30 protein-coding genes are annotated in these 25,485 nt (G+C 60.4%); 11 read left to right on the top strand and 19 right to left on the bottom strand.

Going from position 1 to position 25,485, the window contains the following annotated elements; all coding sequences use genetic code 11:
- Window positions 1-24 precede the first annotated feature (24 nt).
- Genes B5E66_RS03135 through aguB form a run of 4 tightly spaced genes read left to right on the top strand, consistent with a single transcriptional unit; the run spans window position 25 to window position 4,433 of the window.
- Window positions 25-1,287, top strand: a complete 1,263-nt coding sequence (locus B5E66_RS03135; RefSeq protein WP_087228558.1) for a saccharopine dehydrogenase family protein — start codon at window positions 25-27, stop codon at window positions 1,285-1,287.
- Window positions 1,287-2,435: a carboxynorspermidine decarboxylase gene (gene nspC, locus B5E66_RS03140; RefSeq protein WP_087228560.1), complete on the top strand. Its 1,149-nt coding sequence runs from the start codon at window positions 1,287-1,289 to the stop codon at window positions 2,433-2,435. The genes B5E66_RS03135 and nspC overlap by 1 nt, the downstream gene beginning before the upstream one ends.
- A 23-nt stretch (window positions 2,436-2,458) precedes the next feature.
- Entirely contained in the window at window positions 2,459-3,538 is a 1,080-nt protein-coding gene (aguA, locus tag B5E66_RS03145; protein WP_087228562.1) for an agmatine deiminase, read from the top strand.
- 13 nt (window positions 3,539-3,551) lie between these two features.
- Window positions 3,552-4,433, top strand: coding sequence for an N-carbamoylputrescine amidase (aguB, locus tag B5E66_RS03150; protein ID WP_087228564.1), 882 nt, complete (start codon window positions 3,552-3,554; stop codon window positions 4,431-4,433).
- A gap of 434 nt (window positions 4,434-4,867) precedes the next feature.
- Here aguB and B5E66_RS03155 read toward each other — a convergent pair whose 3' ends face one another.
- The 17 genes from B5E66_RS03155 to B5E66_RS13585 all read right to left on the bottom strand — a co-directional run bounded on the left by B5E66_RS03155 (window position 4,868) and on the right by B5E66_RS13585 (window position 16,393).
- On the bottom strand, window positions 4,868-5,485 hold the full coding sequence (locus tag B5E66_RS03155) for a hypothetical protein (RefSeq protein WP_087228566.1): 618 nt from the start codon (window positions 5,483-5,485) through the stop codon (window positions 4,868-4,870).
- Window positions 5,486-5,492: 7 nt separating this feature from the next.
- Window positions 5,493-5,891: an SRPBCC family protein gene (locus B5E66_RS03160; protein WP_087228568.1), complete on the bottom strand. Its 399-nt coding sequence runs from the start codon at window positions 5,889-5,891 to the stop codon at window positions 5,493-5,495.
- Between the two features lie 79 nt (window positions 5,892-5,970).
- Window positions 5,971-6,201, bottom strand: coding sequence for a hypothetical protein (locus B5E66_RS03165; RefSeq protein ID WP_087228570.1), 231 nt, complete (start codon window positions 6,199-6,201; stop codon window positions 5,971-5,973).
- On the bottom strand, window positions 6,198-6,506 hold the full coding sequence (locus B5E66_RS13215) for a hypothetical protein (protein ID WP_087228572.1): 309 nt from the start codon (window positions 6,504-6,506) through the stop codon (window positions 6,198-6,200). Before B5E66_RS13215 ends, B5E66_RS03165 begins: the two co-directional genes overlap by 4 nt.
- A 17-nt stretch (window positions 6,507-6,523) precedes the next feature.
- On the bottom strand, window positions 6,524-6,958 hold the full coding sequence (locus tag B5E66_RS03175; RefSeq protein ID WP_087228574.1) for a GNAT family N-acetyltransferase: 435 nt from the start codon (window positions 6,956-6,958) through the stop codon (window positions 6,524-6,526).
- Between the two features lie 11 nt (window positions 6,959-6,969).
- Window positions 6,970-7,509 (bottom strand): hypothetical protein, encoded by a 540-nt coding sequence (locus tag B5E66_RS03180; RefSeq protein WP_342394991.1) that lies wholly within the window; start codon window positions 7,507-7,509, stop codon window positions 6,970-6,972.
- A gap of 15 nt (window positions 7,510-7,524) precedes the next feature.
- Window positions 7,525-8,310: a YhfC family intramembrane metalloprotease gene (locus B5E66_RS03185; RefSeq protein WP_158098313.1), complete on the bottom strand. Its 786-nt coding sequence runs from the start codon at window positions 8,308-8,310 to the stop codon at window positions 7,525-7,527.
- Window positions 8,311-8,424: 114 nt separating this feature from the next.
- Complete coding sequence (locus tag B5E66_RS03190) at window positions 8,425-9,573, bottom strand: tyrosine-type recombinase/integrase (protein WP_087228580.1); 1,149 nt, start codon at window positions 9,571-9,573, stop codon at window positions 8,425-8,427.
- Window positions 9,574-9,589: 16 nt separating this feature from the next.
- The gene (locus tag B5E66_RS03195; protein ID WP_087228582.1) at window positions 9,590-10,471 is read right to left on the bottom strand and encodes a carbon-nitrogen hydrolase family protein; all 882 of its coding nucleotides are present in this window, start codon (window positions 10,469-10,471) and stop codon (window positions 9,590-9,592) included.
- 18 nt (window positions 10,472-10,489) lie between these two features.
- Window positions 10,490-11,128, bottom strand: coding sequence for an alpha/beta hydrolase (locus tag B5E66_RS03200; RefSeq protein ID WP_087228584.1), 639 nt, complete (start codon window positions 11,126-11,128; stop codon window positions 10,490-10,492).
- 36 nt (window positions 11,129-11,164) lie between these two features.
- Window positions 11,165-11,686, bottom strand: a complete 522-nt coding sequence (locus tag B5E66_RS03205) for a class I SAM-dependent methyltransferase (protein WP_087228586.1) — start codon at window positions 11,684-11,686, stop codon at window positions 11,165-11,167.
- A 10-nt stretch (window positions 11,687-11,696) separates the two neighbouring features.
- On the bottom strand, window positions 11,697-13,031 hold the full coding sequence (gene radA / locus B5E66_RS03210; protein WP_242958073.1) for a DNA repair protein RadA: 1,335 nt from the start codon (window positions 13,029-13,031) through the stop codon (window positions 11,697-11,699).
- Between the two features lie 196 nt (window positions 13,032-13,227).
- Window positions 13,228-14,004 (bottom strand): hypothetical protein, encoded by a 777-nt coding sequence (locus B5E66_RS03215; RefSeq protein WP_087228590.1) that lies wholly within the window; start codon window positions 14,002-14,004, stop codon window positions 13,228-13,230.
- A 78-nt stretch (window positions 14,005-14,082) separates the two neighbouring features.
- Window positions 14,083-14,478 carry a TIGR04086 family membrane protein gene (locus tag B5E66_RS03220; protein ID WP_087228592.1) on the bottom strand — a complete coding sequence of 132 codons (396 nt, stop codon included), beginning with the start codon at window positions 14,476-14,478 and terminating at the stop codon, window positions 14,083-14,085.
- Window positions 14,479-14,558: 80 nt separating this feature from the next.
- On the bottom strand, window positions 14,559-14,885 hold the full coding sequence (yajC, locus tag B5E66_RS03225; RefSeq protein WP_087228594.1) for a preprotein translocase subunit YajC: 327 nt from the start codon (window positions 14,883-14,885) through the stop codon (window positions 14,559-14,561).
- Window positions 14,886-14,975: 90 nt separating this feature from the next.
- Window positions 14,976-16,121: a tRNA guanosine(34) transglycosylase Tgt gene (gene tgt / locus B5E66_RS03230; RefSeq protein ID WP_087228597.1), complete on the bottom strand. Its 1,146-nt coding sequence runs from the start codon at window positions 16,119-16,121 to the stop codon at window positions 14,976-14,978.
- A 77-nt stretch (window positions 16,122-16,198) separates the two neighbouring features.
- Complete coding sequence (locus tag B5E66_RS13585; protein WP_087228599.1) at window positions 16,199-16,393, bottom strand: helix-turn-helix transcriptional regulator; 195 nt, start codon at window positions 16,391-16,393, stop codon at window positions 16,199-16,201.
- A 266-nt stretch (window positions 16,394-16,659) separates the two neighbouring features.
- On the opposite strand from B5E66_RS13585, the gene B5E66_RS03240 reads away from it, so the two are divergent.
- Window positions 16,660-17,280: a sugar O-acetyltransferase gene (locus B5E66_RS03240; protein ID WP_087228601.1), complete on the top strand. Its 621-nt coding sequence runs from the start codon at window positions 16,660-16,662 to the stop codon at window positions 17,278-17,280.
- Between the two features lie 51 nt (window positions 17,281-17,331).
- Here B5E66_RS03240 and queA read toward each other — a convergent pair whose 3' ends face one another.
- A complete protein-coding gene (gene queA / locus B5E66_RS03245) occupies window positions 17,332-18,360 on the bottom strand; it encodes a tRNA preQ1(34) S-adenosylmethionine ribosyltransferase-isomerase QueA (RefSeq protein WP_087228603.1) in 1,029 nt (342 codons plus the stop codon).
- Window positions 18,361-18,538: 178 nt separating this feature from the next.
- Here queA and asd point away from each other — a divergent pair, with 178 nt between their 5' ends.
- From asd to B5E66_RS03275, 6 genes are all read left to right on the top strand, one after another.
- Complete coding sequence (asd, locus tag B5E66_RS03250) at window positions 18,539-19,621, top strand: aspartate-semialdehyde dehydrogenase (protein WP_087228606.1); 1,083 nt, start codon at window positions 18,539-18,541, stop codon at window positions 19,619-19,621.
- Window positions 19,622-19,684: 63 nt separating this feature from the next.
- Entirely contained in the window at window positions 19,685-20,575 is an 891-nt protein-coding gene (gene dapA, locus B5E66_RS03255) for a 4-hydroxy-tetrahydrodipicolinate synthase (RefSeq protein WP_087228815.1), read from the top strand.
- A 78-nt stretch (window positions 20,576-20,653) separates the two neighbouring features.
- Window positions 20,654-21,412, top strand: coding sequence for a 4-hydroxy-tetrahydrodipicolinate reductase (dapB, locus tag B5E66_RS03260; protein ID WP_087228608.1), 759 nt, complete (start codon window positions 20,654-20,656; stop codon window positions 21,410-21,412).
- 78 nt (window positions 21,413-21,490) lie between these two features.
- Window positions 21,491-22,762, top strand: a complete 1,272-nt coding sequence (locus B5E66_RS03265) for a CapA family protein (protein WP_087228611.1) — start codon at window positions 21,491-21,493, stop codon at window positions 22,760-22,762.
- A gap of 68 nt (window positions 22,763-22,830) precedes the next feature.
- Window positions 22,831-23,298, top strand: a complete 468-nt coding sequence (locus tag B5E66_RS03270) for an ACT domain-containing protein (protein WP_087228818.1) — start codon at window positions 22,831-22,833, stop codon at window positions 23,296-23,298.
- A 242-nt stretch (window positions 23,299-23,540) separates the two neighbouring features.
- The gene (locus B5E66_RS03275) at window positions 23,541-24,068 is read left to right on the top strand and encodes a PTS sugar transporter subunit IIA (RefSeq protein WP_087228613.1); all 528 of its coding nucleotides are present in this window, start codon (window positions 23,541-23,543) and stop codon (window positions 24,066-24,068) included.
- 157 nt (window positions 24,069-24,225) lie between these two features.
- On the opposite strand, the gene tyrS is transcribed toward B5E66_RS03275, so the two are convergent.
- On the bottom strand, window positions 24,226-25,446 hold the full coding sequence (tyrS, locus tag B5E66_RS03280) for a tyrosine--tRNA ligase (protein ID WP_087228616.1): 1,221 nt from the start codon (window positions 25,444-25,446) through the stop codon (window positions 24,226-24,228).
- Window positions 25,447-25,485: the final 39 nt, after the last annotated feature.

The raw sequence follows: 25,485 nt of genomic DNA on the forward strand, positions 1-25,485 counted from the left end.
TTTGAGGATGAAAGGAGATCAACTATGAGCAAACTGCTTGTCATTGGCTGCGGCGGCGTCGCCTCGGTGGCGATCCAGAAGTGCTGCCAGAATTTCGAGACTTTCCCCGAACTGTGCATTGCCAGCCGCACGGTTTCCAAGTGCGATGCACTGAAGGCCAAGCTGGAGGCCGCCGGCACCCCGGTGAAGATCACCACCATGACCGTCAATGCCGACGATGTGGAGGACATCAAGCGGGCGATCAACGCGTACCAGCCCGACCTGGTGCTGAACGTAGCCCTGCCTTACCAGGATCTGGCCATCATGGACGCCTGCTTGGCCTGCGGTGTGCACTACATCGACACCGCCAACTATGAGCCCGAGGATACCGACGATCCCGCCTGGCGCGCTATCTACGAAAAGCGCTGCAAGGAGGAAGGCTTCACCGCCTACTTTGATTACAGCTGGCAGTGGGCTTACAAGAAAAAGTTTGAGGAGGCCGGCCTGACCGCCATCCTGGGTTCCGGCTTTGATCCGGGCGTCACCAGCGTCTTCAGCGCCTATGCCCTCAAGCACTACTTTGACGAGATCCACACCATCGATATCCTGGACTGCAACGGCGGCGACCACGGCTATCCCTTCGCCACCAACTTCAACCCCGAGATCAACCTGCGTGAGGTGTCGGCCAACGGCAGCTACTGGGAAGACGGCCACTGGGTGGAGACCAAGCCCATGGAGATCAAGCGGGAGTACGATTTCCCCCAGGTGGGCAAAAAGGATATGTACCTGCTGCATCACGAGGAGATCGAGAGCCTTGCCAAGAATATCCCCGGCGTCAAGCGGATCCGCTTCTTCATGACCTTCGGCCAGAGCTATCTGACCCACATGAAGTGTCTGGAAAACGTGGGTATGCTGTCCACCAGCCCCATCAACTTTGAGGGGCATGAGATCGTACCCATCCAGTTCCTCAAGGCGCTGCTGCCCGATCCCGCTTCGCTGGGGCCCCGTACGGTGGGCAAGACCAACATCGGCTGCATCTACACCGGCGTCAAGGATGGCAAAGAGCGTACCATCTATATCTACAACGTCTGCGACCATCAGGAGTGCTACAAGGAGCTGGGCAGCCAGGCCATCAGCTATACCACCGGCGTGCCCGCTATGATCGGCACCGCTCTGGTGGCCAATGGCCAGTGGCGCAAGCCCGGCGTCTACAACCTGGAGGAGATGGATCCCGATCCCTTCATGGAGATGCTGAACCAGTACGGCCTGCCCTGGGTGGTGGATGAGCATCCCGCCACGGTGGAGTGATGGACCGCCAGAATTGCACCGAGCCGGGGCTGCGCACCCCGGTATATGTGGTGGATGAAAACGCGCTGCGCCGCAATCTGGAGATCCTGGCCGGGGTGCAGCAGCGCACCGGCTGCCGCATCCTGCTGGCCCAAAAGGCGTTTTCCATGTTTCGGGTCTACCCGCTGATCGGACAGTATCTGGCGGGCGCCACTGCCAGCGGCCTGTTCGAAGCGCAGCTGGCCTATGAGGAAATGCCCGGCAAGGAAAACCATGTTTTCAGCCCGGCCTTTACGCCGGAGGAAATGGCCCGGATCGTTCGGATCTGCGACCACATCAGCTTCAATTCCATCGCGCAGCTGGAGGCACACCGCCCGGCCTGGCAGGCGGCGGGGGTCAGCGTGGGGCTGCGGGTCAACCCCGAACACTCCACCCAGGAAGGCCATGCCATCTATGACCCCTGTGCGCCGGGCAGCCGTCTGGGCATCCGCAGGCAGGATCTGCCCGACACCCTGCCGCAAGGGGTGGAGGGGCTGCACTTCCATACCCTGTGCGAACAGGATGCCGCTCCGCTGGTGGAGACCTTTGCCGCGTTTGAAAAGAGCTTTGGCAGCTATCTGCCCGGTCTCAAATGGCTGAACCTGGGCGGCGGGCATCACATCACCCGGCCGGGGTATGACATCGCGGCCCTGGAGGATCTGATCCGCTCGATCCGGGAAAAATACGACCTTGCGGTCTATCTGGAGCCGGGGGAGGCCATCGCCCTCCAGGCTGGCACCCTGATTACCACCGTGCTGGACGTGGTCCAGGCAGCCGATATGCCGGTGCTGATCCTGGACACTTCGGCCGCCTGCCATATGCCCGATGTGCTGGAGATGCCTTACCGTCCGCCCCTGTACGGCGCGGGGCTGCCGGGTGAAAAGCCCTGCACCTGCCGCCTTGGCTCGCGCACCTGCCTGGCCGGGGACGTGATCGGTGAATACAGCTTTGATGTCTGCCCAAAGGTGGGAGACCGGCTTGTGTTTGGCGATATGGCGATCTATTCCATGGTCAAGAACAACACCTTCAACGGTATGCCTCTGCCGGATATCGCCCTGCGGCATCCGGACGGCAGCTGTGAGGTGGTGCGCCACTTTGATTATCAAGATTTCAAGATGCGGCTGTCCTGACAGCCCGAAAGAGGAGTTTGCCCATGTACAAAATGCCGGCTGAATATGCGCCCCACCGGGGCACCCTGATGATCTGGCCGGTCCGTCCCGGCAGCTGGGGAAAAGATCCCCGCGCCGCACAGGCAGCCTTTGTCCGGGTGTTCGAGGCGATCACCCGCAGCGAGGAACTCTACCTGCTGGCCGGCCCCGACCATTTCAGGGAGGCGCAGGCGGCAGTGGCCCGCCTGGACCGGGTGCACCTGCTCTGCATCGATTCGGATGACGCCTGGGCCCGGGATGTCGGTCCCACCTTTGTCAAGGAGGGGGACAGCATCAAAGGAATCAGCTGGAGTTTCAACGCCTGGGGCGGCACGGTGGACGGCCTTTATGCGGATTGGCGCAAAGACGACGCTGTGGCCCGTGCCTTCTGCGAGGCGGTTGGCCTGCCCTGTGAGGATGCCGCGCCTTTTGTCCTGGAAGGGGGCAGCATCCACACCGATGGAGAGGGGACGGCCCTCGTGACCGAGAGCTGCCTGCTTTCGGCGGGGCGCAACCCCGCCATGAGCCGGCAGGAGATCGAAGCGGAGCTCTGCCGGCGGCTGGGGGTGGAAAAGGTACTCTGGCTTCCCCGCGGCATCTACAACGATGAGACGAACGAGCATGTGGACAATGTCTGCGCCTTTGTAGGGCCTGCCCAGGTGGTGCTGGCCTGGACCGATGACCCGTCCGACCCGCAGTATGCGCTTTCGGCGGCTGATCTGGACTACCTGCAAAGCGTCACCGATGCCAGGGGAAGGCGGCTGACCGTGCACAAGCTGCCCATCCCGGATCATCCCATCCTGTGCAGCGAGGAGGATTGCAGCTCCTATGCCTTTGAGCCGGGAGAGGATACCCGGGAGCCGGGGGAGCGCCTGGCTGCCAGCTATGTCAATTTCTATTTTACCAACGATGCTGTGCTGGTGCCGCAGTTTGGGGGCGAGAACGCCGCCAGCGATGCCCGGGCCTGCGCCATCCTGCAAGAGCTGTGCCCGGACCGCCAGGTGATCGGCCTGCCCGCCCGGGAGATCCTGCAGGGCGGAGGCAATATCCACTGCATCACCCAGCAGATACCGCTGTCATTGTAAGGAGGGGAATGCGATGCCTCAGACCATTGTTGCGGCCATCCAGATGACCTGTGCCGCCGACCCGGCCGAAAATCTGGCCCGCGCCGAGGAACTGGTGCGGCAGGCCGCCGCCCAGGGCGCTCAGATCGTCCTGCTGCCGGAGCTGTTCGAACGCCCGTACTTCTGCCAGGAGCGCAGGTACGAATACTACGACTACGCACTGCCTGTTTCGGAAAATCCTGCGGTGCAGCGCTTTTCTCAGGTGTGCCAGGAGCTGGATCTGGTGGTTCCTGTCAGCTTTTATGAAAAGGACGGCACCAGGCTGTTCAACAGCGTCGCCATGATCGATGCGGACGGCAGTATCCTGGGAGTTTACCGCAAGACCCATATCCCGGATGACCACTACTATCAGGAGAAGTTTTATTTCACGCCCGGCAACACCGGCTTCAAGGTGTTTGATACCCGGTACGGCAGGGTAGGCGTGGGCATCTGCTGGGACCAGTGGTTCCCGGAGACGGCCCGCTGCCTGGCTCTGGCCGGGGCGGACGTCATCTTGTATCCAACAGCGATCGGCAGCGAACCCATCCTGGATGTGGACAGCGCAGGCCACTGGCAGCGCACCATGCAGGGCCATGCGGCGGCCAATGTGATCCCGGTGGCGGCTGCAAATCGCTATGGCACCGAAGTTGTGGTGCCGTGCAGGGAAAACGGCGGCCAGCACAGCGCGCTGCGGTTTTATGGCACCAGCTTCCTGACCGACGAGACGGGGGCTGTGGTGGCACAGGCTGGCCGGGATCAGGATGAAGTGCTGACTGCCAGCTATGACTTTGCGGCCATCCGGCAGGCCCGTATGGAATGGGGGCTGTTCCGGGACCGCCGGCCTGCGTGCTACGGGGCCATCTGCGACTTGCGCTGATGCGCTGCGAGCTTTTGGAAAAAAGATAAGATCATGAACAACGCATCCTTACATCTGTGCGGGGCACAGGTGAGGGGATGCGTTTTATATTGGCCGCAGCACAGGCCGCGGCGCAAAATCCCGGGCGGATGGACAAAGAGAGGAGAGGCTTTTTTGCCTATGTATATATTTCGTATAATGCACGTTATACGAAAAATAGGGAAGCGAAAAAGCCCTTTTCAGCCACTTTTGGGCCTTTTGGCCGGTTCCGGCGGTTTCCGGACCCGCTGGGCCTGGTTTTGGTACGGCTGCATGGATCTGCATTTTATGTTCCAAATTTGCTTGTTTTTCGATCAACGAAAAAACTCCCGGTTATTCTATCCGGGAGTTTGTCTTTGAGCTTTGGATCCTGTTTGGTTTTGTTTGTCCACGCCTGCCAGCGCCGTGCTGTAAAGTTAAGGATTCCTTGCAAAGTAGTCGCTGCAAAACCCGAACCATTGTTCTTGATAATCCTGATGCTGCAGCGGCAGAATGTCTTTGGGGCTCCAGACACCTCTGCGCTGGGCTTCCTTTGCAAAGTCCCAAATGTACGCGCCCGTCTTGCTTTCATAGACCTGTACCGTCTGCCAGCCCTGCACCGCCGCTGCATACATCCGGCTGTGGCCGTCCAGCGACACCCAACGGCCGCTTTGGGGATCTCGAACCACCGGGACGATCACGTCATCACTATTTCGTATAAAATGTGAGACTGCCTCTACCTTGTCGATATCTACAAAGAATTGGGACGGCTGGATGCTCTGAAGGCTTGCACGTTGCAGCAGCACCGGCGGATATTCTGCGATGATCCGTCCATCTGCATTGTAAAACACGGTGATATGCTCCGCATAGTCGCGAAACACGTCAATGATTTCAGAAATATTCGTATCATCGTCAAAGAACACAGACGCAGCGTTTGGACCGCAAATTTTGAAGGCACAAGGCATCGCACCATCGATCAAAAAGGCGCCGTGTTCCCATAAGACTTCCTGCGGAAAGCGGTTGTCCGTATAGTCATGGATGCGCTCGATCTGCATATTTGTGCTACCTTTCCAGCGCCTTGCGCAGGTCTGCCGCAAACTGCGTTTGGTGCCGTTTCAAATACAGCTTGACAAAGGGCTTCATCCACAGCTTTTTTGCCGTGACCTGCTCGGTGAAGTCGATGACGGTACCAGCGCCGCGCTGCCGGAACACACCGGTCCAGTGGCCGGTCATGTGGCTGCTCTCCATATCAAATTCCCAGCGGGCATAGGGGTCTACCCTTGTGACTGTGAATTTTGTAACTGCACCGTCCCTGGCATACTCCATAAACACAGTCCGATTCAGCACCTCTACCCGGTCCAGATCGCTGCGCCATTGGGGATACCGGCCCACATCGGTGACCAGATCCCAGACCTGGCGCAGATCCGCAGCCAGTGCGGTTTTCAGTTTGGAAGTTATCATATCGTCGCCTTTCTTGTTATCATAGGAAATGTCCGGTGTCAGACAGTATATGCAGCGCGCCGTCAAAGGGTTCCATTTCTCAGGATTCGGACTCTCCGCCGTAGTGCGCTTTGACCTTTCGGATGTCCTCGCGGTCGATCCATTCTTCCGTATAACCGCAGCCACAGCAGACATACCGGTACACTGGCGCGGTAGAAAAAATGGTCATGCCCAGCGGGATGTAGTTGCCTGAGCCATAGGCGCCCGCTTTGCCCGGTACGGTGATAATATCGCGGCTGCCGCATTTGGGGCAGGTATGGGAATATCTCATAACCATCCTCCGTTGTCTTCCAGCAGCTTGACGGACTGCCCGTTGGGCAGATGGTACTCCAGGTTGACATAAAAACCGTTCAGCAAATTCAAATCATCCACACGCAGCCCCGGTATGGCAAGGCTGTTGAACGCTTCGGCCATCGACTCTTTCATGGCTGAAAAGCCTTCATGACCGGCGCTTGTGATGCACTGTGCGGCGACACATTCCCCGCCAAAGGGGTGACCGTCTGTTTTTTGGCAGCCGCCGCAGTCGGCCAGCCTGGGGCAGACTGCACAGCAATCCGAACCGCAGATGGAAACCATAGGAATCGTTCCTTTCTTTATCTTGTATACTTCATGGGCGTATAGCGGATGCCGTCCGACACCTGTTCTGTGCCGGTGTCCACAAAGCCCAGCTTATGATACACCGGGACGGCATAGGGCGAGGAATGCACGGTGAAGCATTCCTCCCGGCTGTTTGCGAGCAGGTATTCCCACAGCTTTCTGCCTATCCCCTGCTTTTGCTGCTGGGCGCGGACAAAAAAGCAGCAGATATGCCTGCGGCCCTGGTTGACGGCAAGGACCCCCAGCAGCTCTCCTTCGTCCAGGGCGCCGAAAAACTCCAGCGTGGCGATCGTGCTGCGGTCGTCCAGGAAAGCCTTGAAGGATTGCACCCCCTCTGCGGCGTAATCGGGCGCTTCAAATTGCAGAAAGGTCTCCCAGATCAGGTCCAGGGCGGATGACAGCTCGTCGGGCGTCAGTTTGCGGATCTCCATAGCATACGACCTCACGGATGTTCTGCGGCATACTGCAAAAGCGCGGGTGTTTTGGACCAGTATTGGATGCCCCAGTTTTCAAAGTTCCATTCCGGCATATAGTTGTTGCACTCATAGTCCACATAATAGAGGACCCCATCCTGCAGGATGAAATTGGTGGGAAAATAGTCGATGTTGGTATTTGCCTGGTAGAGGAGCCTGCACATGGCCTGTACCTGTTCCAGACAGGCGGGCGGCAGGCGGTCCTGCAAAACCAGCTGATAGACCGTGTCGCCCCGGATGTATTCTTTGACCAGACACTCGGCCTGCCGGTCTGCGTCCAGCAGCCTGGGCATGGAGATGCCGATTTTTTGCAGCTTTTGATAGTCGTGCAGTTCGGCCGCCATCTTGTCCCCAAACTGGTAGTAATCGCAGGGCTCGTGGTGGATCTGCTTGACCACCACCAATCCGCCTTCTGCCTGGGCCAGGTAGGAATAGCCGCCCTTGCCTTTGCCCAGCAGCTTGAGGATCTGGTAGGGTTTGCCGTTCACCCATTTTGTTTCTTCCATCATGGACCCTCCTTGCCGTCACTCAGCGGCTTCCCGGTAGGCTTTGGCGGCATACCACACCACACCGGCCGTTATAACGGTGAACACCGCCTCGGTGAGAATCACCGACACGCCGGACAGCAGTACGGCCACAAAGTCCACTGCAAAATGGGCGCCAAAGGCAGCCCAGAACCAGCGTGCGGTTTTGTCCTTTACCGCACGGTAGACCAGCACCGACAGGGCGATGTGCAAAGCCATGGTGACCAGCCGCTCATAACCGGCCACAAAGAAGAGATAAGAGGGAGTCTCCCACAGGGCAATGAAGCTCTGGGACACCATCTGACGGGTGGCGTCGTCCAGAGAGGACAGCGTTCCCTCCATCGTGCCGCTGTTGATCATGGTGGAATTGATGAAGTTGTTCAGTGAAGTCAGGCCCAGGATCAGCATGGCTTCGGTGCCTCCATGGCCCACGCCGTACATCAGGGCGTTCTGCTTGGTCTGGTGGCGGCGCAGGACAAAGCGCATGGCCACAAGCCGCCCGCACTCCTCAAAAGCGGCGGCCATCAGGCCCCCATAGAGGGCGTACAGCAGCAGATTGCCGGTGATGAGACTGCCGGTGGCGGTCAAAATGACGGCGTGTGCCATGGATTCCAGGAACATAGCAAACAGGATGAACACCGTCATACCTGCCGCGTAGCTGAACCAGCTGGCTTTTTCTTTGCGCCAGAGGGCTGCCGCCAGCCCCAGCGGCACAAGAAAGGATATGAGCATCGAAAAGAGCATACCGGCAACGCTGCCGAAGGGGACGGTCTGGAGCTGTTCCATGATATTGTACCTCCTTGGATCGCAGAACATATTGATTAACATTTTGTTTAATTGTTAATCTTTGACTGCATTATAGCAAAACCCCTCCGCCCTGTCAACAGAAGGGCGGGCAGGTCAGCTTTCCGGGTCAAAATCCTCCGCCAGGGAGGGCAAAATGTCGGGCAGCGCTTCCCCGGCTGCGGCGCTCTCCCCTTCTTCGGCGGGGATATCCGGTTCTGCGGCCGGTGTGCTCGGCGAGCCGGCGCCGGGCCTGCCCTGGGCCGCCCCCAGCGGGTTCGCCTCGATGGCCGCCCGCACCTGGGCGTCCTGCAGATGGGTATAGATCTGGGTGGTGCCCACATTGCTGTGCCCTAGCAGTTCCTTGAGGGTGAGAACATCTACGTTCCCGGTCTGATACATCAGGGTGGCGGCGGTGTGGCGCAGTTTATGGGTGGAAAACCCTTTCAGGCCGGCGGCCTTCATGGCGCCGGTGATGAGCTGCTCCACCCGCCGGTTGGAGATCCGGTCTTTGCGCCGTTTGGTGATAAAGACCGCCGGCTCTTTGGGAGACAGACCTTCGACGCAGCCCCGCTTTTGCAGGTAGAGGTCCAGCGCCTCCACACAGGCGTCGTTCAGATAGACCATCCGCTCTTTGTGGCCCTTGCCAAACAGCCGGATCTGCCGTCCGGCAAGGTCGACGTCCTCCATGTTCATGCCCACCAGCTCAGACAGGCGCATCCCGCAGTTCAAAAACAGCACGGCCATGCAGTAATCGCGCTCGGGAAAATCGCTGGAAGTCCGGGTGGCCTTCAGCAGGGCCCGGGCCTGGTCGGCGGTCAGATACTTGGGCAGGACCTTGTCCAGCTTGGGCGGGCTGACCGCCGCAGTTGGGTCCTGTTCCAGGCGGCTTGCGTGGTTGACCATGTAGTCGTAAAAGCCGTGAAGGCTGGCCAGCCGCCGGGCGGTGGAGGACTTTTTGTTGCCGCAGGTCTGGTTGAGGAAATACAGATACTCGTAGATATCCTCTTTGCTCACGCTGCCCCAAAAGGCGGTGTCCAGCCCTTTGGGGTCGATGTCCTTCATTTCGGCATCCTCCGGCACAAGGCCCCGGCGCTGCTTCATAAACCGGCTGAAATTGCGCAGGTCGCAGTAGTAGTTGAAAGCGGTGTTGGCGCTCTTGCCTGCGATCACTTCCAGATACCGCACATAGTCTACAATGTCCGGCGATGCATCCTGAAAGGGCTTGTGCCTGGATGGATTCTTTTCGTCCAGATAGATCGACATATCGTCTCCTTCCCTTTTATGGGCGGCGGTCCGCGCGGATAAAGGGCGCATGGATCGCCGTATCGGTCAGCAGACCGTATTTTTCCGGCCGCCGGTAGGCGTTGCCGTGCACCTCGCTCTGACGGTAGCGGCGCAGCTGCTCCAGATCCAGGCTGGCCACAAAGATCCCTTCTTCCTCCCCTGCCTGCAAAATACAGGTATCGCGGGAGCCCTCTGTATCGGCGGTATAGGCCACCCCGTCAAACACGGTGGAGCCGCCGTTGCAGTCAGGCACGCCGGCGGGATAGTTGCAGGTGGCGATGGCCGCCATATTTTCAAAGGCCCTGGCTCGCAGCTGTGCCAGGCGGTTGATCTCCATCGGGCAGGCGTTGGGTACCAGGATCAGCTCGGCGCCCTGCAGCATCAGCAGCCTGGCGCTTTCGGGAAATTCCCTGTCGTAACAGATCATGGCCCCGACCTGCACCGGTCCGCAAGCCGTGTCAAGGACCGTCACTGCAAACCCTTCCCCGGCTGTCAGCGCGCGTTCCGGGCCGAAATCACAGGTGTGCACCTTGGCATAGAGCAGCCTGCGCCGGCCTTGCCGGTCAAAGAGAGCCAGACTGTTGCGCGGGCCGCCGGGATACGCCTCCAAAAAAGTGATCCCGATGGCCATATCCAGTTCGTTTGCCAGGGCGCCAAAAGCCTGTACAAAACGGCCATCCGCCGGGACGGCCTGCGCTGTCCATTGGCTGGCAGGCAGCCCGTCGATGCCATAGCCGTTGCTCCACATTTCCGGAAAGAGAGCGATGTCCGCTCCCTTTTCCCTGGCCTTCCGGCAGGCGTCCAGCCCTTTTTGCAGGTTTGCTTCCTGTGTCCCGCCGGGCGCGATCTGCAGCAGGGCGATCTTCAGATGATCCATTGTCGTTCCTCCCGGGCGTCAGTCCGCCCGCTTTTGAAAGATGTCCAGTGCGTGACTCACAGCTTTTGCCAGCCAGCGGTTCAAAAAGGCCAGCTGCGGCTCGGTGTGAAACCAGTGTTCTCCACCCTGCATCATGGTGAGCTCTGTACATGGATGGCTGGCGACAAACCGGTCTACCGTCTGGCGGGAAATAAGTTCATCCTTTTCTCCGTAGAGGATCTCGGTGGGGACATTCCACTGGATGGGATGTTCCCGCACATAGACAAGGTACTTCCAGGAAAGTGTCTGGCCAAAACTGGTGGCGATTTCCCCGCGGGCCTGCAATTCCGCCTCAGATACGCCAGCCCAAGACATCATATCCAGAATCAGACGCTCCATATCCAGGACCGGTGAAATCAGCAGTGCTTTTTCGATGGGACGGTCTTGCAGCGCCAGCATCCCAAAATAGGCCCCCATGCTGTTGGCAAGCAGCCAGATTTGGCTGTGTGTGCGGCTGGCTTCCTCATAAGCAGCCTGGATGACAGGCAGGGCGTCCCATGGGTATTGCTGGGGATATTCCACCCCGATCAGGTCCAAGTCAGGGCAGATGGCCCGGTATTGCTCCGCTTCCTGCGGGTTGCCGCCCTGGCCATGGATATACAAAATGGCTTGTGTCATATACTGTTTCTCCTTTGTTTGACGTCTGCGCGCCGTTTATCCGTCTTTTTTTCGCAGCTCGGCCATGGCCGCATAGTGCTGCACTTCAAAGGACGCGGGGGCGATTTGGGCAAGCAGCGCCAGATGCTCCTTTTCCCACTGCGCAACGGCCTCGGCGGACAGGGATGCGCCCACACCGCGGCAGGATCTCATCCGTCCATGCCAGCTTTCCCGGGTAAAGGGCAGGCGGAGCCTGTATTCCTCGTGGCTGATCAGATCAAATGCATCCCGATAGCACGCAGGGATCGGGATGGGGCGGACGGTCTCCCCTGCACCGCTCCACTGGGGATTGTATTGCAGAACCAGTTTTTCGCTCGCCTCTGCGATGAGATCTTCCGAGGGCAGCCATGCCATATACAGCAGCAGAAGGCGGCCTCCCGGCCTGAGGACACGGCAGAGCCTGGGCATCAGTCTGGCGTGGTCGAAATACCAAAAGCACTGGCAGGCCGTGACCACATCAAAGCTGCCCGCCGGGAAGTCGATCTCCTCAGCGGCCATGGTCCTGTAATCGATCGCCATTCCCTACCGGTCACCCCGCCTTCAAAACAGCGATGGCGTCCGCGACATAGGCGGCGCCAAGGAGCTGCAGCCCCGGATAGTCTGCCGGGTCGATGTGGCGGAGGCTTGGCTTGGGGATGATGGCCTGTTCAAACCCGATCCGCTCTGCCTCCCGCAGACGCTGCTCGATGTTGGGCACACTGCGAACCTCGCCCCCCAGTCCCACTTCACCGATGGCGATCAGCTTGTCGCTGACCGGCCTGTCCAGCAGGGACGAGATCATACTCAGGCAGACGGCCAGGTCACAGGAGGTGTCCCGCAGGGCGATGCCGCCGACGATATTGACATAGACGTCCAGATTGCCAAAGAAATACCCAGCCCGGCGCTCCAGTACAGCCAGCAGCAAGCTGACCCGGTTGTAGTCGTAGCCGGTACAGGCCCGCCGGGGCGATGGAAAGGTGGTTTTGGCGGCCAGGGCCTGGATCTCACTGAGGATGGGGCGGGTGCCCTCTATGGTGCAGGCTACGCAGTTGCCCGACACCCCCAGAGGCCGTCCCTCCAGCAGCATCTGGGAAGGGTTGGCGATTTCGGTCAGGCCCTTGCCGGTCATGTCGAACATGCCGATCTCATTGGTGGAGCCGTAGCGGTTTTTGGCTGCCCGCAGGATGCGGTAGGGCAGCATCTTGTCCCCCTCAAAATAGAGGACGGTATCCACGATGTGCTCCATCACCTTGGGGCCGGCAATGCCGCCATCCTTATTCACATGGCCCACCAGGAAAAGCGGGATCTCCTGCTTTTTGGCCACCGCCAGCAGCCGTGCGGTGCTCTCCTTCACCTGGCTGACGGTGCCTGCCGACGAGGAGATATCGGCGCAGCGCATGGTCTGGATGGAGTCGATCACCACCAGATCGGGACGCTCTTTCTCGATCAGGCCGCAGATCTCATCCACATCGTTCTCGGCAGCCAGGTAGATGTTCTGCTGGGGGATGTTCAGACGGGCTGCCCGCAGCTTGACCTGGCGCACCGATTCCTCTCCTGTGATATACAGCACCGTGTAGCGGTCCGAGATAGCCCCGCAGAGCTGGAGCAGCATGGTGGACTTGCCCACCCCCGGTTCGCCGCTGAGCAGGACGACCCCGCCCAGCACGATGCCGCCTCCCAGCACCCGGTCCAGCTCGGTGATGCCGGTGATGATGCGGCTCTTTTCCTCGGTGGTGCTGATATCGGCCAGCCGCCGGGCGGTCAGGCTGGTGACTCCCTCCTGCCGCGGTGGGGCTTTGCCGGCGGGGGTCCCCGTTTTGGGCGCCTCGGCCACGACGTCTTCGCTCATGGTGTTCCAGCTGCCGCAGCTGGGGCAGCGGCCCATCCAGCGGGGGCTGGTCTCGCCGCAGCTGGAGCATACATAAATGGTTTTCAGTTTGGGCTCTTTCATGTCCGGTCCTCTTCATTTGCTTTATAAAAACAGCGATATTGCCTTTATGATACCACGGCCGGACCATTGCTGCAAGCGCAGAGCCAAACAGCCCCTCTTCTGGGCCAAAAACCCGGGAGAGGGGCTGTGTTCAAATCTGTCCCAGCTGCCCGGCAAGGCAGGCCAGGGCGGTGGATATCCCGCAGACCGGCAGGAAAAACACGTTCAACGCCAGATACTGTCCCAGCAGCCGCCTGGCCCCGGCGGCGTGCGTGCCGCTTTTGGCCCCGAAAGCAGCCCGCTGCAGCCGGCCGCTGACACGGAGGGCCGATGCGCCAAACAGGCACAGGCAGGTGACGGCGGCAGCGGTGGGCAGTCCGGCCAGGGCCAGGGTGGCCACCGCCGGCTGCCAACTGGCCTGCAGGACCAGTTCCAGCCCGATGATCCCCGCGCCCAGCCCAAAGAGCATGGCAAACAGATAGATCATCAAGGGGCCGAAGGCGGACAGGCCCAACAGCAGCAGGACAGTGGCGCCCCCCGCCACGGTGAGATACTCGGCCCCGAACAGGCGCCAGACCGCCCCCGGCTCGTCCAGGGTGAAAAGGCCCTTCCAGCTATCCAGATAGGCCGACACCAGCAGTTGCTCGCTGCTCTGGCAGCGGGCTAGCACCACACCGGCCAGCAGGGTACCAAAGAGATAGGAGGCCGCCAGCACGGCGCAGTCCCACGGCAGGGTCCTGCTGCGGGCAGCGGCTTTGGCGGCGCCGGGGCAGCCGTCCCGCCCCGGCCCGGACTGGGTGCCGGAGGGCGAAGCGCTCTCCTTTCGGAAGGGCGCTGTATCCCGGGGCGCGGCGGCAGGCTGTGCCGCCGGCAGTGCGCCCGACGGCGCAGTCAGAGCGTTGGGAACGGATTCCTGATAGACCCACATAGAACTTGTCCTCCTGGCTGAGCCGGGCTGCCCAAGGGGCCCGGCCGACTGTTTTCTGATCCATGGGCGGACCCGGGCTCACCGGCGGCGTCTGGGGGCGGCGCACAGGATGCCGGCATAGCCGCCTGCACCGCCAAAGAACAAAAGCAACAGCAGCCGAAGCAGCAGGCCGAGGCCGGGGGCGCTGCCGCTGATCAGCCGGATGCACAGCAGCACCAGGCCGTAAAGCAGCCCCAGCAGCCCGCCCCAGAGCAGGCCGCGGCTTTTTTGCAGCAGACCCAGCACCCAGCCGCCCAGCAGGCTGCCTGCGCAGACCGCTGCGGTGGCAAAAGGCCAGGCAGCCGGCGGACCAAGCCCCCGGGAAACCATCAGGGATGCCAGGGCCGCCCCACAGGCGGCAGTCCCGGCCAAAGCGGCCCCCAAAGCGGCCAGCAGATGGAACAGTACGGACAGACGGATGGTTTTTGCAGACATAAAAACGCGCCTCCCTGCACTATCTCTATGCAGAAAGGCGCGCTGTATATGCCTTGGGACCGTTTGCAAAGGGGTGGAGATTACTTTTTGGCCTTCTCAGACTTGGAAGCCGATGCAGGGGCGTTGTCCATGTTCAGCTTTTCCACAGAGCCAATGGCCGTCTTGGTGAAGCGGATCTTGACGCGGTCGCTGCCGGTCTCCAGGACAAAGGTATCGTCCTTGATGGCGACCACACGGCCGATGACACCGCCGATGGTGGTCACCTGATCACCGATCTCCAGGCTGTTGCGCATGGCTGCGTCTTTTTTCTCCTGCTTCTTCTGAGGACGGTAGATCATGAAGTAGAGCAGGACCACCATCAGTGCAAGAGTAAAAAACAAGCTGAGCATACTTTCTGTGCCAGTCATTCCAAAAATTCTCCTCTCAAAATTCGTTTATCGTTATTATACCGGTTTATGCGGCAGGATGCAAGGCCAAAACGGCAAATCCTTGCAAAATCAGATGCGGGTATCCAGAACCTTGACATACCGGTCATGGAACTGGGTGAAGGTGCCGGCGTCCAGTTCGTCCCGGATGCGCTCCATCAGATGGTTGTAGAACCAGAGGTTGTGCATGACCGCCAGCCGCATCCCCAGCAGCTCCTCCGCCTTGAACAGGTGGCGAATATAGGCCCGGCTATAATTGCGGCAGGCCGGGCAGCCGCAGGCCGGGTCGATGGGGCGCTCGTCCCTCTCGTACTTGGCGTTTTTGATGTTGATGATGCCGCCCCAGGTGTTCAGGTGCCCATGGCGGGCGTTGCGGCTGGGCATGACGCAGTCAAACAGGTCCACGCCCCGGGCCACCGCCTCGATGATGTTGCCGGGGGTGCCCACCCCCATCAGATAGCGCACCTTGTCTTTGGGCATATAGGGTTCCACCTTGCTGATGATATCGTACATCACCTCGGCGGGTTCGCCCACCGCCAGCCCGCCGATGGCGTAGCCGTCCAGGTCCATTTCGGCGATCTGCTTCATATGCTCCACCCGCAGATCCGGGAAGGTGCAGCCCTGGTTGATGCCGAACAGCAGCTGGTGTGGGTTGACTGCTTTGCCTTCCTGTTTCAGGCGGGTCATCTCGGCCTGGCAGCGGGCCAGCCAGCGGACGGTGCGGTCACAGCTGGCCTTGGAATAGGCGTGCTGGGCCGGGTTCTCGACGCACTCGTCAAACGCCATGGCGATGGTGGAGCCGAGATTGGCCTGGATCCGGATGCTTTCCTCGGGACCCATAAAGATCCGATGGCCGTCCAGATGGGAGGCAAAGGTGACCCCCTCCTCGGTGATCTTGCGCAGCTTGGCCAGGCTGAACACCTGGAATCCGCCGCTGTCGGTCAGGATGGGGCCATCCCAGCGGGTGAACTTGTGCAGGCCGCCCATCTCTGCCACCAGCTTGTCCCCCGGGCGCAGGTGGAGGTGGTAGGTGTTGCAGAGCATGACCTGGGCGCCGATCTGCTTCAGGTCATGGGCGGACAGGCCGCCCTTGATGGCGCCGGCGGTGGCGACATTCTGGAACGCCGGTGTCTGGACGGTGCCGTGTACCGTGCGAAACTCGCCCCGACGGGCCGAATGCTCCTGCTTCAGGAGGCGGAAGGTGGTGAGTGATGCCATATTCGATCCTTTCCTTATGCGCGGAGAACAGCCGCGCGCTTATGCGGACAGAGCCGCATTTGATACATACTGCCATATTATACCTGCTGCGGACGGTTTTTGCAACCATCCGGCGGTATTTCCCGGGCCCGGGCGCGATATTCCCGGGGCGTACAGCGGTAAGCCCGGCGGAAAAGCGATGCAAAATGGCTGGGGCTCCCAAACCCCACGGCCATACAGATATCCGTGATGGGCTGGTCGGTGCCCTCCAGCAGTTCCGCCGCCTTTTTCAGAGCGTCTCCGCCGTCTCTGAAAAACCGATGGAGCCAGCCCGCCGGGCCGGCTTCCGACTGTCAAAAAAGGTCTCGACCGCGCGCATTTTTGCCGTCCGGCCGGGACCTTTTTGCGGCCTGCAGAGCGTGAAAGGCTTTCAACTTCCGCGGCATATGGCATAAGAAAAGTCAGCTCTGGTCAAACCGGCGGTTGTCCATTATAATAGGTGCATAGAACTGCGGCGCCTCTGACCGCCGCAGCGGATCTCAGGAGGTTGAACGATCCAATGACTGAAAAAGAAAAGATGCATTGTGTGGAACTGTACCTGCCGGGGGACCCCGAAATCGTCCGGGAACAGACCGCCTGTTTGGAAAAACTGTATGCATACAACCAGACCCGCCCCACCCAGTCTGAACTGCGTGCGGCCCTGCTGCAGGAGATGTTCGCTGAAGTGGGCGAAGGATGCTATATCGAGCCTCCTCTCCACGCCAACTTCGGAGGCCATCATGTCCACTTCGGCAAAAATGTCTATGCCAATTTCAACCTGACCATGGTGGATGACACCCACATTTACGTGGGGGACAATACGATGTTTGGCCCCAATGTGGTCCTGTGTTCGGCCAGCCACCCCGTCCTGCCCGGCCTGCGCCAAAAGGGCTATCAGTACAATGCGCCCATCCGCATTGGGAAAAACTGCTGGTTGGGGGCAGGCGCGATGGTCATGCCCGGTATCACCATCGGAGACAACACGGTGGTAGGCGCCGGCAGTGTGGTGACCAAAGATCTGCCCGCCAACGTGGTGGCCGTGGGCAATCCCTGCCGCATCCTGCGCCAGATCGGCGAGCGGGACCGGGAGACCTATTTCAGGGACCACAAGATCCCCGAGGAACTGCTGGCCCTGCTCTGACGCGCCAAAAAGCCCGTGTGCTGTGTGCACACGGGCTTTCCTGGCTTTTTGTCAGATGATCAGCATGGCGTCGCCGAAGGAGAAAAAGCGGTATTTCTCATCCACCGCGATCTTGTAGGCCGCCATGGTCTTGTCGTAGCCGTAGAAGGCTGACACCAGCATGATCAGGGTGCTCTCGGGCAGATGGAAGTTGGTGATCAGGCCGTCGATGCAGCGGAACGGCACACCGGGATAGAGAAAGATGCTGGTGTTGCCGCTGCAGGCCCGGATCTCCCCATAGCGGGCTGCCACAGCTTCCAGGGTGCGGCAGCTGGTGGTGCCCACCGCGATGACCCTGCGGCCTGCCGCCTTGGCCTGCTGGATCTGCCGGGCGGTGTCCTCGCTGATGGAATACCATTCGCTGTGCATTTTGTGGTCGGTGATCTCGTCCTCCTGCACCGGGCGGAAGGTGCCAAGCCCCACATGCAGGGTCACCTCTGCGATGCCGACCCCTTTGGCCCGGATGACGTCCATCAGCTCGGGGGTGAAATGCAGGCCGGCCGTGGGGGCCGCAGCGCTGCCCAGCTCTTTGGCATAGACCGTCTGGTACTGGCTCTGATCCTCCAGCTGTTTGGTGATGTAAGGGGGCAGGGGCATTTTTCCAAAGAGGTCCAGCTTTTCATAGAGGGTCTCAGTATCGTACCGGAAAGTGACCAGCTTGTTGCCGTCCTCCAGGGTGTCGTCCACCGTGGCCGTCAGGGTCCCGTCGCCAAAGGAGATGATGTTGCCGGGGTGCATCCGCTTGCCGGGCTTGGCCAGGCATTCCCACTGATCCCCCTTCACCTGGCGGAGCAGCAGAAGTTCGCAGACAGCCCCGGTCGGCTGCTTGACCCCGATGATCCGGGCGGGCAGGACTTTGGAATTGTTCACCACCAGCAAGTCCCCCGGCATAAGATAGTCCGGGAGATCGTGGAAGATGCGGTGCTCGATGCGCTCGCTGTCCCTGTGCAGCACCATCAGCCGGGCCGAATCCCGGGGGTCGGCCGGTTCCTGCGCGATCTGTTCTTTGGGGAGATCGTACCAAAAATCTTTTTTCAACATGGGATGTATTCGCCTTTCCAGTGGGTTGACACGGAAGCCGTATCAATGATATCATAAGTTTTATACAACTGGTCTTTATTATATTGCAACACAATCCTGTTTGCAAGCCGCCCAGGGTTTAAATCCGGCAATTTTTTGCAAATGGGTATCCTGTTTTTTGAAAGGAAAGGTGCTGGAAATGGAAAAAACGTACAAAGTGGGCATTGTAGGCGCCACCGGCATGGTGGGCCAGCGCTTTGTCACCCTGCTGGAGAACCATCCCTGGTTCAAGCTGACGGTGCTGGCGGCCTCCAGCCGCAGCGCAGGCAAGACCTATCAGGAGGCTGTGGGCAGCCGCTGGGCCATGCCCACCCCCATGCCCGCGTGCGTCAAAGAGATGGTGGTGCAGGACGCCGCCCAGGTGGAGCAGATCGCCAGCCAGGTGGACTTTGTTTTCTGCGCGGTGAATATGCCCAAAAACGAGATCAAGGCGATGGAGGAGGCTTACGCCAAGGCCGAGTGCCCTGTGGTCTCCAACAACAGCGCCAACCGCTTTACCCCCGACGTCCCCATGGTGGTGCCCGAGATCAACGCCGGCCACATCGACATCATCCCCGCCCAGCGCCGCCGGCTGGGCACCAAGCGCGGCTTCATCGCGGTCAAATCCAACTGCAGCCTGCAGAGTTATGTACCCGCCTTCCATCCTCTGATGAAGGATTTCGGGGTCACCAAGGCCCTGGTGTGCACCTACCAGGCCATCTCGGGCGCAGGCAAGACCTTTGACCGGATGCCCGAGATCATCGACAACGTGATCCCCTATATCGGCGGCGAGGAAGAAAAGAGCGAGCAGGAGCCTCTCAAGCTGTGGGGCCATATCGAAGGGGACCGGATCGTCAACGCCGACGGCCCTGTCATCACGGCCCAGTGCTTCCGTGTGCCGGTATCGGATGGCCATACGGCGGCGGTCTTTGTCAGCTTTGCGAAGAAGCCCACCAAAGAGCAGATCCTGGAGGCATGGAAAAACTTCCGCGGCACCGCTCAGGAGCTGGATCTGCCCAGCGCGCCCAAGCAGTTCCTGCATTACTTTGAGGAAAACGACCGTCCCCAGCCCAAACTGGACCGGGATACCGAGCACGGTATGGCCGTCTGCATCGGCCGCCTGCGGGAAGATACTATCTTTGACTACAAATTTGCCTGCATGAGCCACAACACCCTGCGGGGTGCGGCCGGCGGCGGCGTGCTGCTGGCCGAGCTGCTGGCGGCAAAGGGATATCTGGACTGACGGCGCCGCCCGGCCCTGCTTTGCCGCACATACAATCCAACACAAAAGGAGAGCCTTAGTATGATGAAAAAGCCAGTTTTTACAGGCGCAGGCGTGGCGATCATCACCCCCATGCACCAGGATGGCAGCATCCATTTTGAGGTGCTGGGCCAGATCATTGAGGATCAGATCGCCCGGGGCACCGACGCCATTGTCATCTGCGGCACCACAGGCGAGTGCTCCACCCTCACCGACGAGGAGCAGCTGTCCGCCATCCGGTTCACCGTAGACAAGGTGGCCCACCGCGTTCCCGTGATTGCGGGCGCAGGCTCCAACGATACCGCCCACGGCTGCGCCCTGGCGTCCCGTGCCGCAGGCTGCGGTGCCGACGGCCTTTTGATGGTCACCCCCTACTACAACAAGACCAGCCAGGACGGCCTGGTGGCCCATTTCACCGCCATGGCCGAGGCCGGCGGCATCCCGGTGATCCTCTACAACGTGCCGTCCCGCACCGGCGTCAACATCAAGCCCGAGACGGTCAAAAAACTCAGCCAGCACCCCCTGATCAACGGCATCAAGGAGGCGTCGGGCAACATTGCCCAGGTGGCCCAGATCGCGGCGGCCTGCGGCGATGCCCTGAACATCTATTCGGGCAACGACGACCAGGCCCTGCCTTTGCTCGCTCTGGGCGGCAAGGGGGTCATCAGCGTGGTGTCCAACATTGCCCCCACCCTGGTGCACGACTGCTGCCAGGCATGGTTTGACGGGGATACCGACAAGGCCCGCCGCCTGCAGCTGGAGATCCTGCCCCTCTGCGACGCCATGTTCTGCGACGTCAATCCCATTCCGGTCAAGTATGCCATGAATCTGCTGGGCTGGCAGGCCGGCAAATGCCGTCTGCCTCTGGTGGAGCCGAATGACGCCAAAAAAGCCAAGATCGAGCAGACCCTGCGGGAGCACGGCCTGCTGTCATAACAGTGTGCGAATGCCCGGCAAAGTCCCCTTTTCCGGGCATTCGCCTCATCTGACAGACAAAAGAAAGGAAGGGTCCAAATGACGGATATTGTAATTCAAGGGATCAACGGCCGGATGGGCCATGTGCTCTGCGATATGATCGCCCAGCGGGAGGACTGCCGGGTGGTGGCGGGCATCGACCTCAAAGCCGGCCAGCAGAACGGCATCCCGGTGGTCACCAGCCCCGACGAGCTGGAAGGCCGGGGCGATGTCATCATCGATTTCAGCTCCCCTGCTGCTGTGGAAAAGGTCCTGCCCTACTGCGAGGCCCACAAGACACCCATCGTCCTGTGCACCACCGGTATGTCGGATGAGCTGAACCTCAAGATCGTCCAGCTGTCCCGCAGCGTTCCGGTCTTTAAAAGCGCCAATATGTCCCTGGGCATCAACCTGCTGACCGAGCTGTGCAAGCGCGCTTCGGCCATCCTGGGCACCGCCTACGACGTGGAGATCGTGGAGCAGCACCATCACAACAAGGTGGACGCCCCCAGCGGCACCGCCCTGATGCTGGCAGATGCGGTCAACGAGGAGGCGGGCGGCGCTTACCATTATGTTTACGACCGGGCTTCGGTGCGGGCCAAGCGCGACCCCATGGAGATCGGCATCAGCTCGGTGCGGGGCGGCAGCATCGTGGGAGATCACGAGGTGCTGTTCTGCGGCCCGGATGAGGTGGTCACCCTCAAGCACACCGCCTATTCCCGCAGTGTGTTTGCCAACGGCGCCATCAACGCCGCCGTCTATCTGGCCGGCAAGGAGCCGGGCCTGTACAACATGAGCGACCTGATCGCCGAGCGCTGACCCCAGCGACCTGAAAGCGTCCCCCCTATCCGCCGGATGCATCCCGGGCCGCTCTCCCATCCTCAAAAGGAGGAACCTATGCGCAAACATCCTTCGGGGCCGCCCGGAGCCGAACCGCCCTCCGGCAGGCCCAACAGCCGGCTGCCCCTCTGGTGCGCTCTGGGTGCGCTCTGCGCGGCATTGCTGCTCTGCGCGGCGCTGGGTGGGTTCCGGCCGGCGCAGCCGGCGTCGGCCCAACCGGTCGCCAGCAGCACCGTCTCCAGCGCGCCCGATCCAAAGCCGCCGCCGGAACCGCAGCCTGTGGTGGAGACGGTCCGCTTTTCCGCCACCGGCGACAACCTGATCCATTCCAAGATCTACGAGCAGGCTGCCGCCCGGGCGGTGGGATCGGCCCCTTACAGTTTCGACTACTGCTACGAAAATCTGGTCCCCTTCTACCGCACCTTTGACGTCAACTGGATCAACCAGGAGACCCTCTGCACCGACGAGCTTGCCCCCTCCACCTACCCCTGCTTTTCCACGCCGGGAGATTGTGCCAGGGCGCTCTACCGGGCCGGTTTCCGGGTGTTCAGCTTGGCCAATAACCATACCTATGACAAAGGCAGCGGCGGGATTGCCGCCACCCTGCGGTTTTGGGATTCGATGCCGGCCGACACCGTCACCACCGGCCTGTGGCGCAGCGACGATGGGGAGATCCCGGTGCACACCGTCAACGGCATCACCATCGCCTATCTGTCCTACACCGAGCACACCAACGGCATCCCGCCCAACGACAAGATGGAAGCCCATGTCATCTACACCAGCCAGACCGATACCATCCGGCAGCAGGTGCAGCGGGCAGCCCAGCTGGCCGACTTTGTGGTGGTGGGCGTCCACTGGGGCGTGGAGGACAGCCACACCATCACGGACGCCCAGCGCGGCCTGGCCCAACAGCTGGCAGACTGGGGCGCAGACGTGATCGTGGGCACCCACCCCCATGTGCTGCAAAATGCCGAGTGGCGGACTGCGGCAGACGGCAGAAAGGTCTTTGTGGCCTATTCTCTGGGCAATTTCCTCAGCACCCAGAGCAAAAAGGATCAGCTGATCGGGGCGATCCTCACCTTACGGCTGGAAAAAACCACGGCGCCCGACGGCGCTGTCACCCTGAGCGTACAAGACCCCCAGCTGCACCCCACCGTCACCCACTATGGCCCGGGCAAATCGGACGTGCAGGCCTACCTCTACCGAGATTACACCCCCGAGCTGGCCCAGTCCCACGGCGTGCGGGCATCTTACAGCGACTTCAGCTTCGACTACATCCGCGCTGTGGCCCAGCAGTACATCGACCCGGCGTTTTTGGCGCTGGACTGACCCGGCTGCACAGGCGGCAGAGTTCCGAAAATCGATTGTGCCTTACACAGGCAGATTGGAGCATGATTATGTACGGAGTATCAAAAATCAGCATCGAGCCAGGCGTCATGATGATCAGTGTCCAGGACGCCGCTTTCAGCGCCGGCAGCCTGGCACGCTATTTGCAGATCTTTGCCGATACCGGCATCGTGGTGGATATGATCAGCCAGAGCGCACCCCACGGCACCCGGCTGGACTTCAGCTTCACTGCGTCCAGCGGCGATCTGCCCCTGGTGATGAAGGCTATCTCGGCCGCCAAGCTCGATCCCGACGCCAAAGCCGCCCCCCTGATCAGCGTGGGCTATTCGAAACTCAACCTCTTTGGCGAGGAGATGGTGGCCAGCTGCGGCGTGGCCGCCCGGGCCCTCAGTGCCCTGGCTGCGGCAGGCATCGAAGTGCATCTCATCACCACCAGCGACCTGGATATTTCCCTGCTGGTGCGCAGTGAAAACGAAGATGCCGCCTATGAGGCCCTGCGCCAGGCTTACGAGCTGTGAAAGCCGGGTCTACTTATAGGCAGGTTTCACAAGAAACAAGTTTCTCTTTTGGGCTGATTCACGAAATATAAATCTTCTTCCCTTTTTTACTGTAAATTATGGGAAATTGTGATAGAATTGCATATAGAGAGACTGTTCTTCAAGGCCCGCGGCATGGCTGCAAAGCATCCAGCGCGCTGCCTTTGCGGGTGCGCCGCCTCCCAAAGGAACGGTAAATATGGCAAGATAAGGAGAAACGTACAATGGGATTCTTTTCCAATCTGTTCCACAAGAAGGAAGAGCCGGCTGCACCGGCCGCCAAGCCCGCGGCTCCTGCCGGTGACAAGATCGTCTGCGCCCCTCTGGAGGGCGAGATCCGCATCCTGAGCGAGATCGACGATCCGGTCTTCTCCAGCGAAGCGCTGGGCAAGGGCTGTGCCATCGAGCCTTCCAAGGGCGAAGTGGTCGCGCCTTTTGACGGCACCATCGAGCAGGTAGCCGAGACCAGCCACGCCGTTGGCATCATGGGGGACAACGGCCTGGAAGTTCTGATCCATGTGGGTATGGATACCGTTGAGCTGAAGGGCGAGGGCTATAAGCCTCAGGTCAAAGTGGGCGACAAGGTCAAGAAGGGCCAGCTGCTGCTCAAGTTTGATATGGCCTTTATTTCGGGTAAAGGCTACAAGCTGACCACCCCTGTCGTGGTCACCAACACCGACGACTTTACCAGTGTCGAACCCATCGTCACCGGCAAGGTCACCCAGGGTCAGGAAGTGGTCCTGGTCAAATAAGACTTCCTTGTGGTGTAGGGATCTTGCACTGCGGAGGCGGAGTCTTTCGGGTCTCCGCCTCCGCACGTCCCCGCTCCCAAAAAGCAACGGCGCCTCCCCTGTCCGGACATCCGGACGGGAGAGGCGCCGCTTTTTGTTGTGTTGTGCAGAAAGAGGGTTACAGGGTCACCTTATGGTAGACCTTCTTGCCCTTTTTGATGACGATGCCCTCGGCCAGCTGATCCGCGCTGAAGCTGGCGGTGGGAGCGGCCACCTTTTCGCCGTTGACCAGTACGCCGCCCTGGGTCACCAGACGGCGGGCTTCGCCGTTGGAAGATGCCAGCCCCGCCTTGACCATCAGGGTCAGGATACCGATGGAGCCGTCGGTCAGGTCAGCCTCGGTGAGGGTGGTGGTGGGCATATGCTCGGTGTCGGCGGCGTTGCCGCTGAACAGGGCACGGGCTGCGTCCTGGGCCTTTTCGGCCTCCTCCTTGCCGTGGACCATGCTGGTCAGCTCGTAGGCCAGGATCTCCTTGGCCTCGTTGAGCTTCTGGTCCTTCCAGGTGTTCATCTCATCGATCTGCTCCAGAGGCAGGAAGGTGAGCATCCGGATGCACTTCATGACGTCGGCGTCATCCACATTGCGCCAGTACTGGTAGAAATCAAATGGGCTGGTCTTGTTGGCGTCCAGCCACACTGCGTTGCCCGCAGTCTTGCCCATCTTTTTGCCCTGGGAGTCGGTCAGCAGGGTGATGGTCATGGCATAGGCGTCCTTGCCCAGCTTGCGGCGGATCAGCTCGGTGCCGCCCAGCATATTGCTCCACTGGTCATCGCCGCCAAACTGCATATTGCAGCCGTAGTGCTGGAACATGTAGTAGAAGTCATAGCTCTGCATGATCATGTAGTTGAATTCCAGGAAGGACAGACCCTTTTCCATCCGCTGCTTGTAGCACTCGGCCCGCAGCATATTGTTGACCGAGAAGCAGGCGCCCACCTCGCGCAGCAGCTCAATGTAGTTCAGCTTGAGCAGCCAGTCGGCGTTGTTCAGCATCATGGCCTTGCCCTCGCCAAAGTCGATGAACCGCTCCATCTGCTTTTTGAAGCAGGCTGCATTGTGGTCGATGTCCTCTTTGGTCAGCATCTTGCGCATATCGGTGCGGCCCGAAGGGTCGCCGATCATGGTGGTGCCGCCGCCGATCAGGGCGATGGGCTTGTTGCCCGCCATCTGCAGCCGCTTCATCAGGGTCAGGGCCATAAAATGGCCGGCGGTCAGGCTGTCGGCGGTGCAGTCGAAGCCGATGTAAAAGGTCGCTTTGCCTTCGTTGATCACGTCGATGATCTCCTCATCGGTGATCTGGGCCACCAGGCCGCGGGCTTTCAGTTCGTCGTAGAGCTTCATAAGAACATACCTCCTGTTTTTGTACCCAGCGGAGGATAA

It is taken from the genome of Faecalibacterium sp. An121 (genome assembly GCF_002160915.1).
GTDB classification, from domain to species: Bacteria; Bacillota; Clostridia; order Oscillospirales; family Ruminococcaceae; genus Faecalibacterium; species Faecalibacterium avium.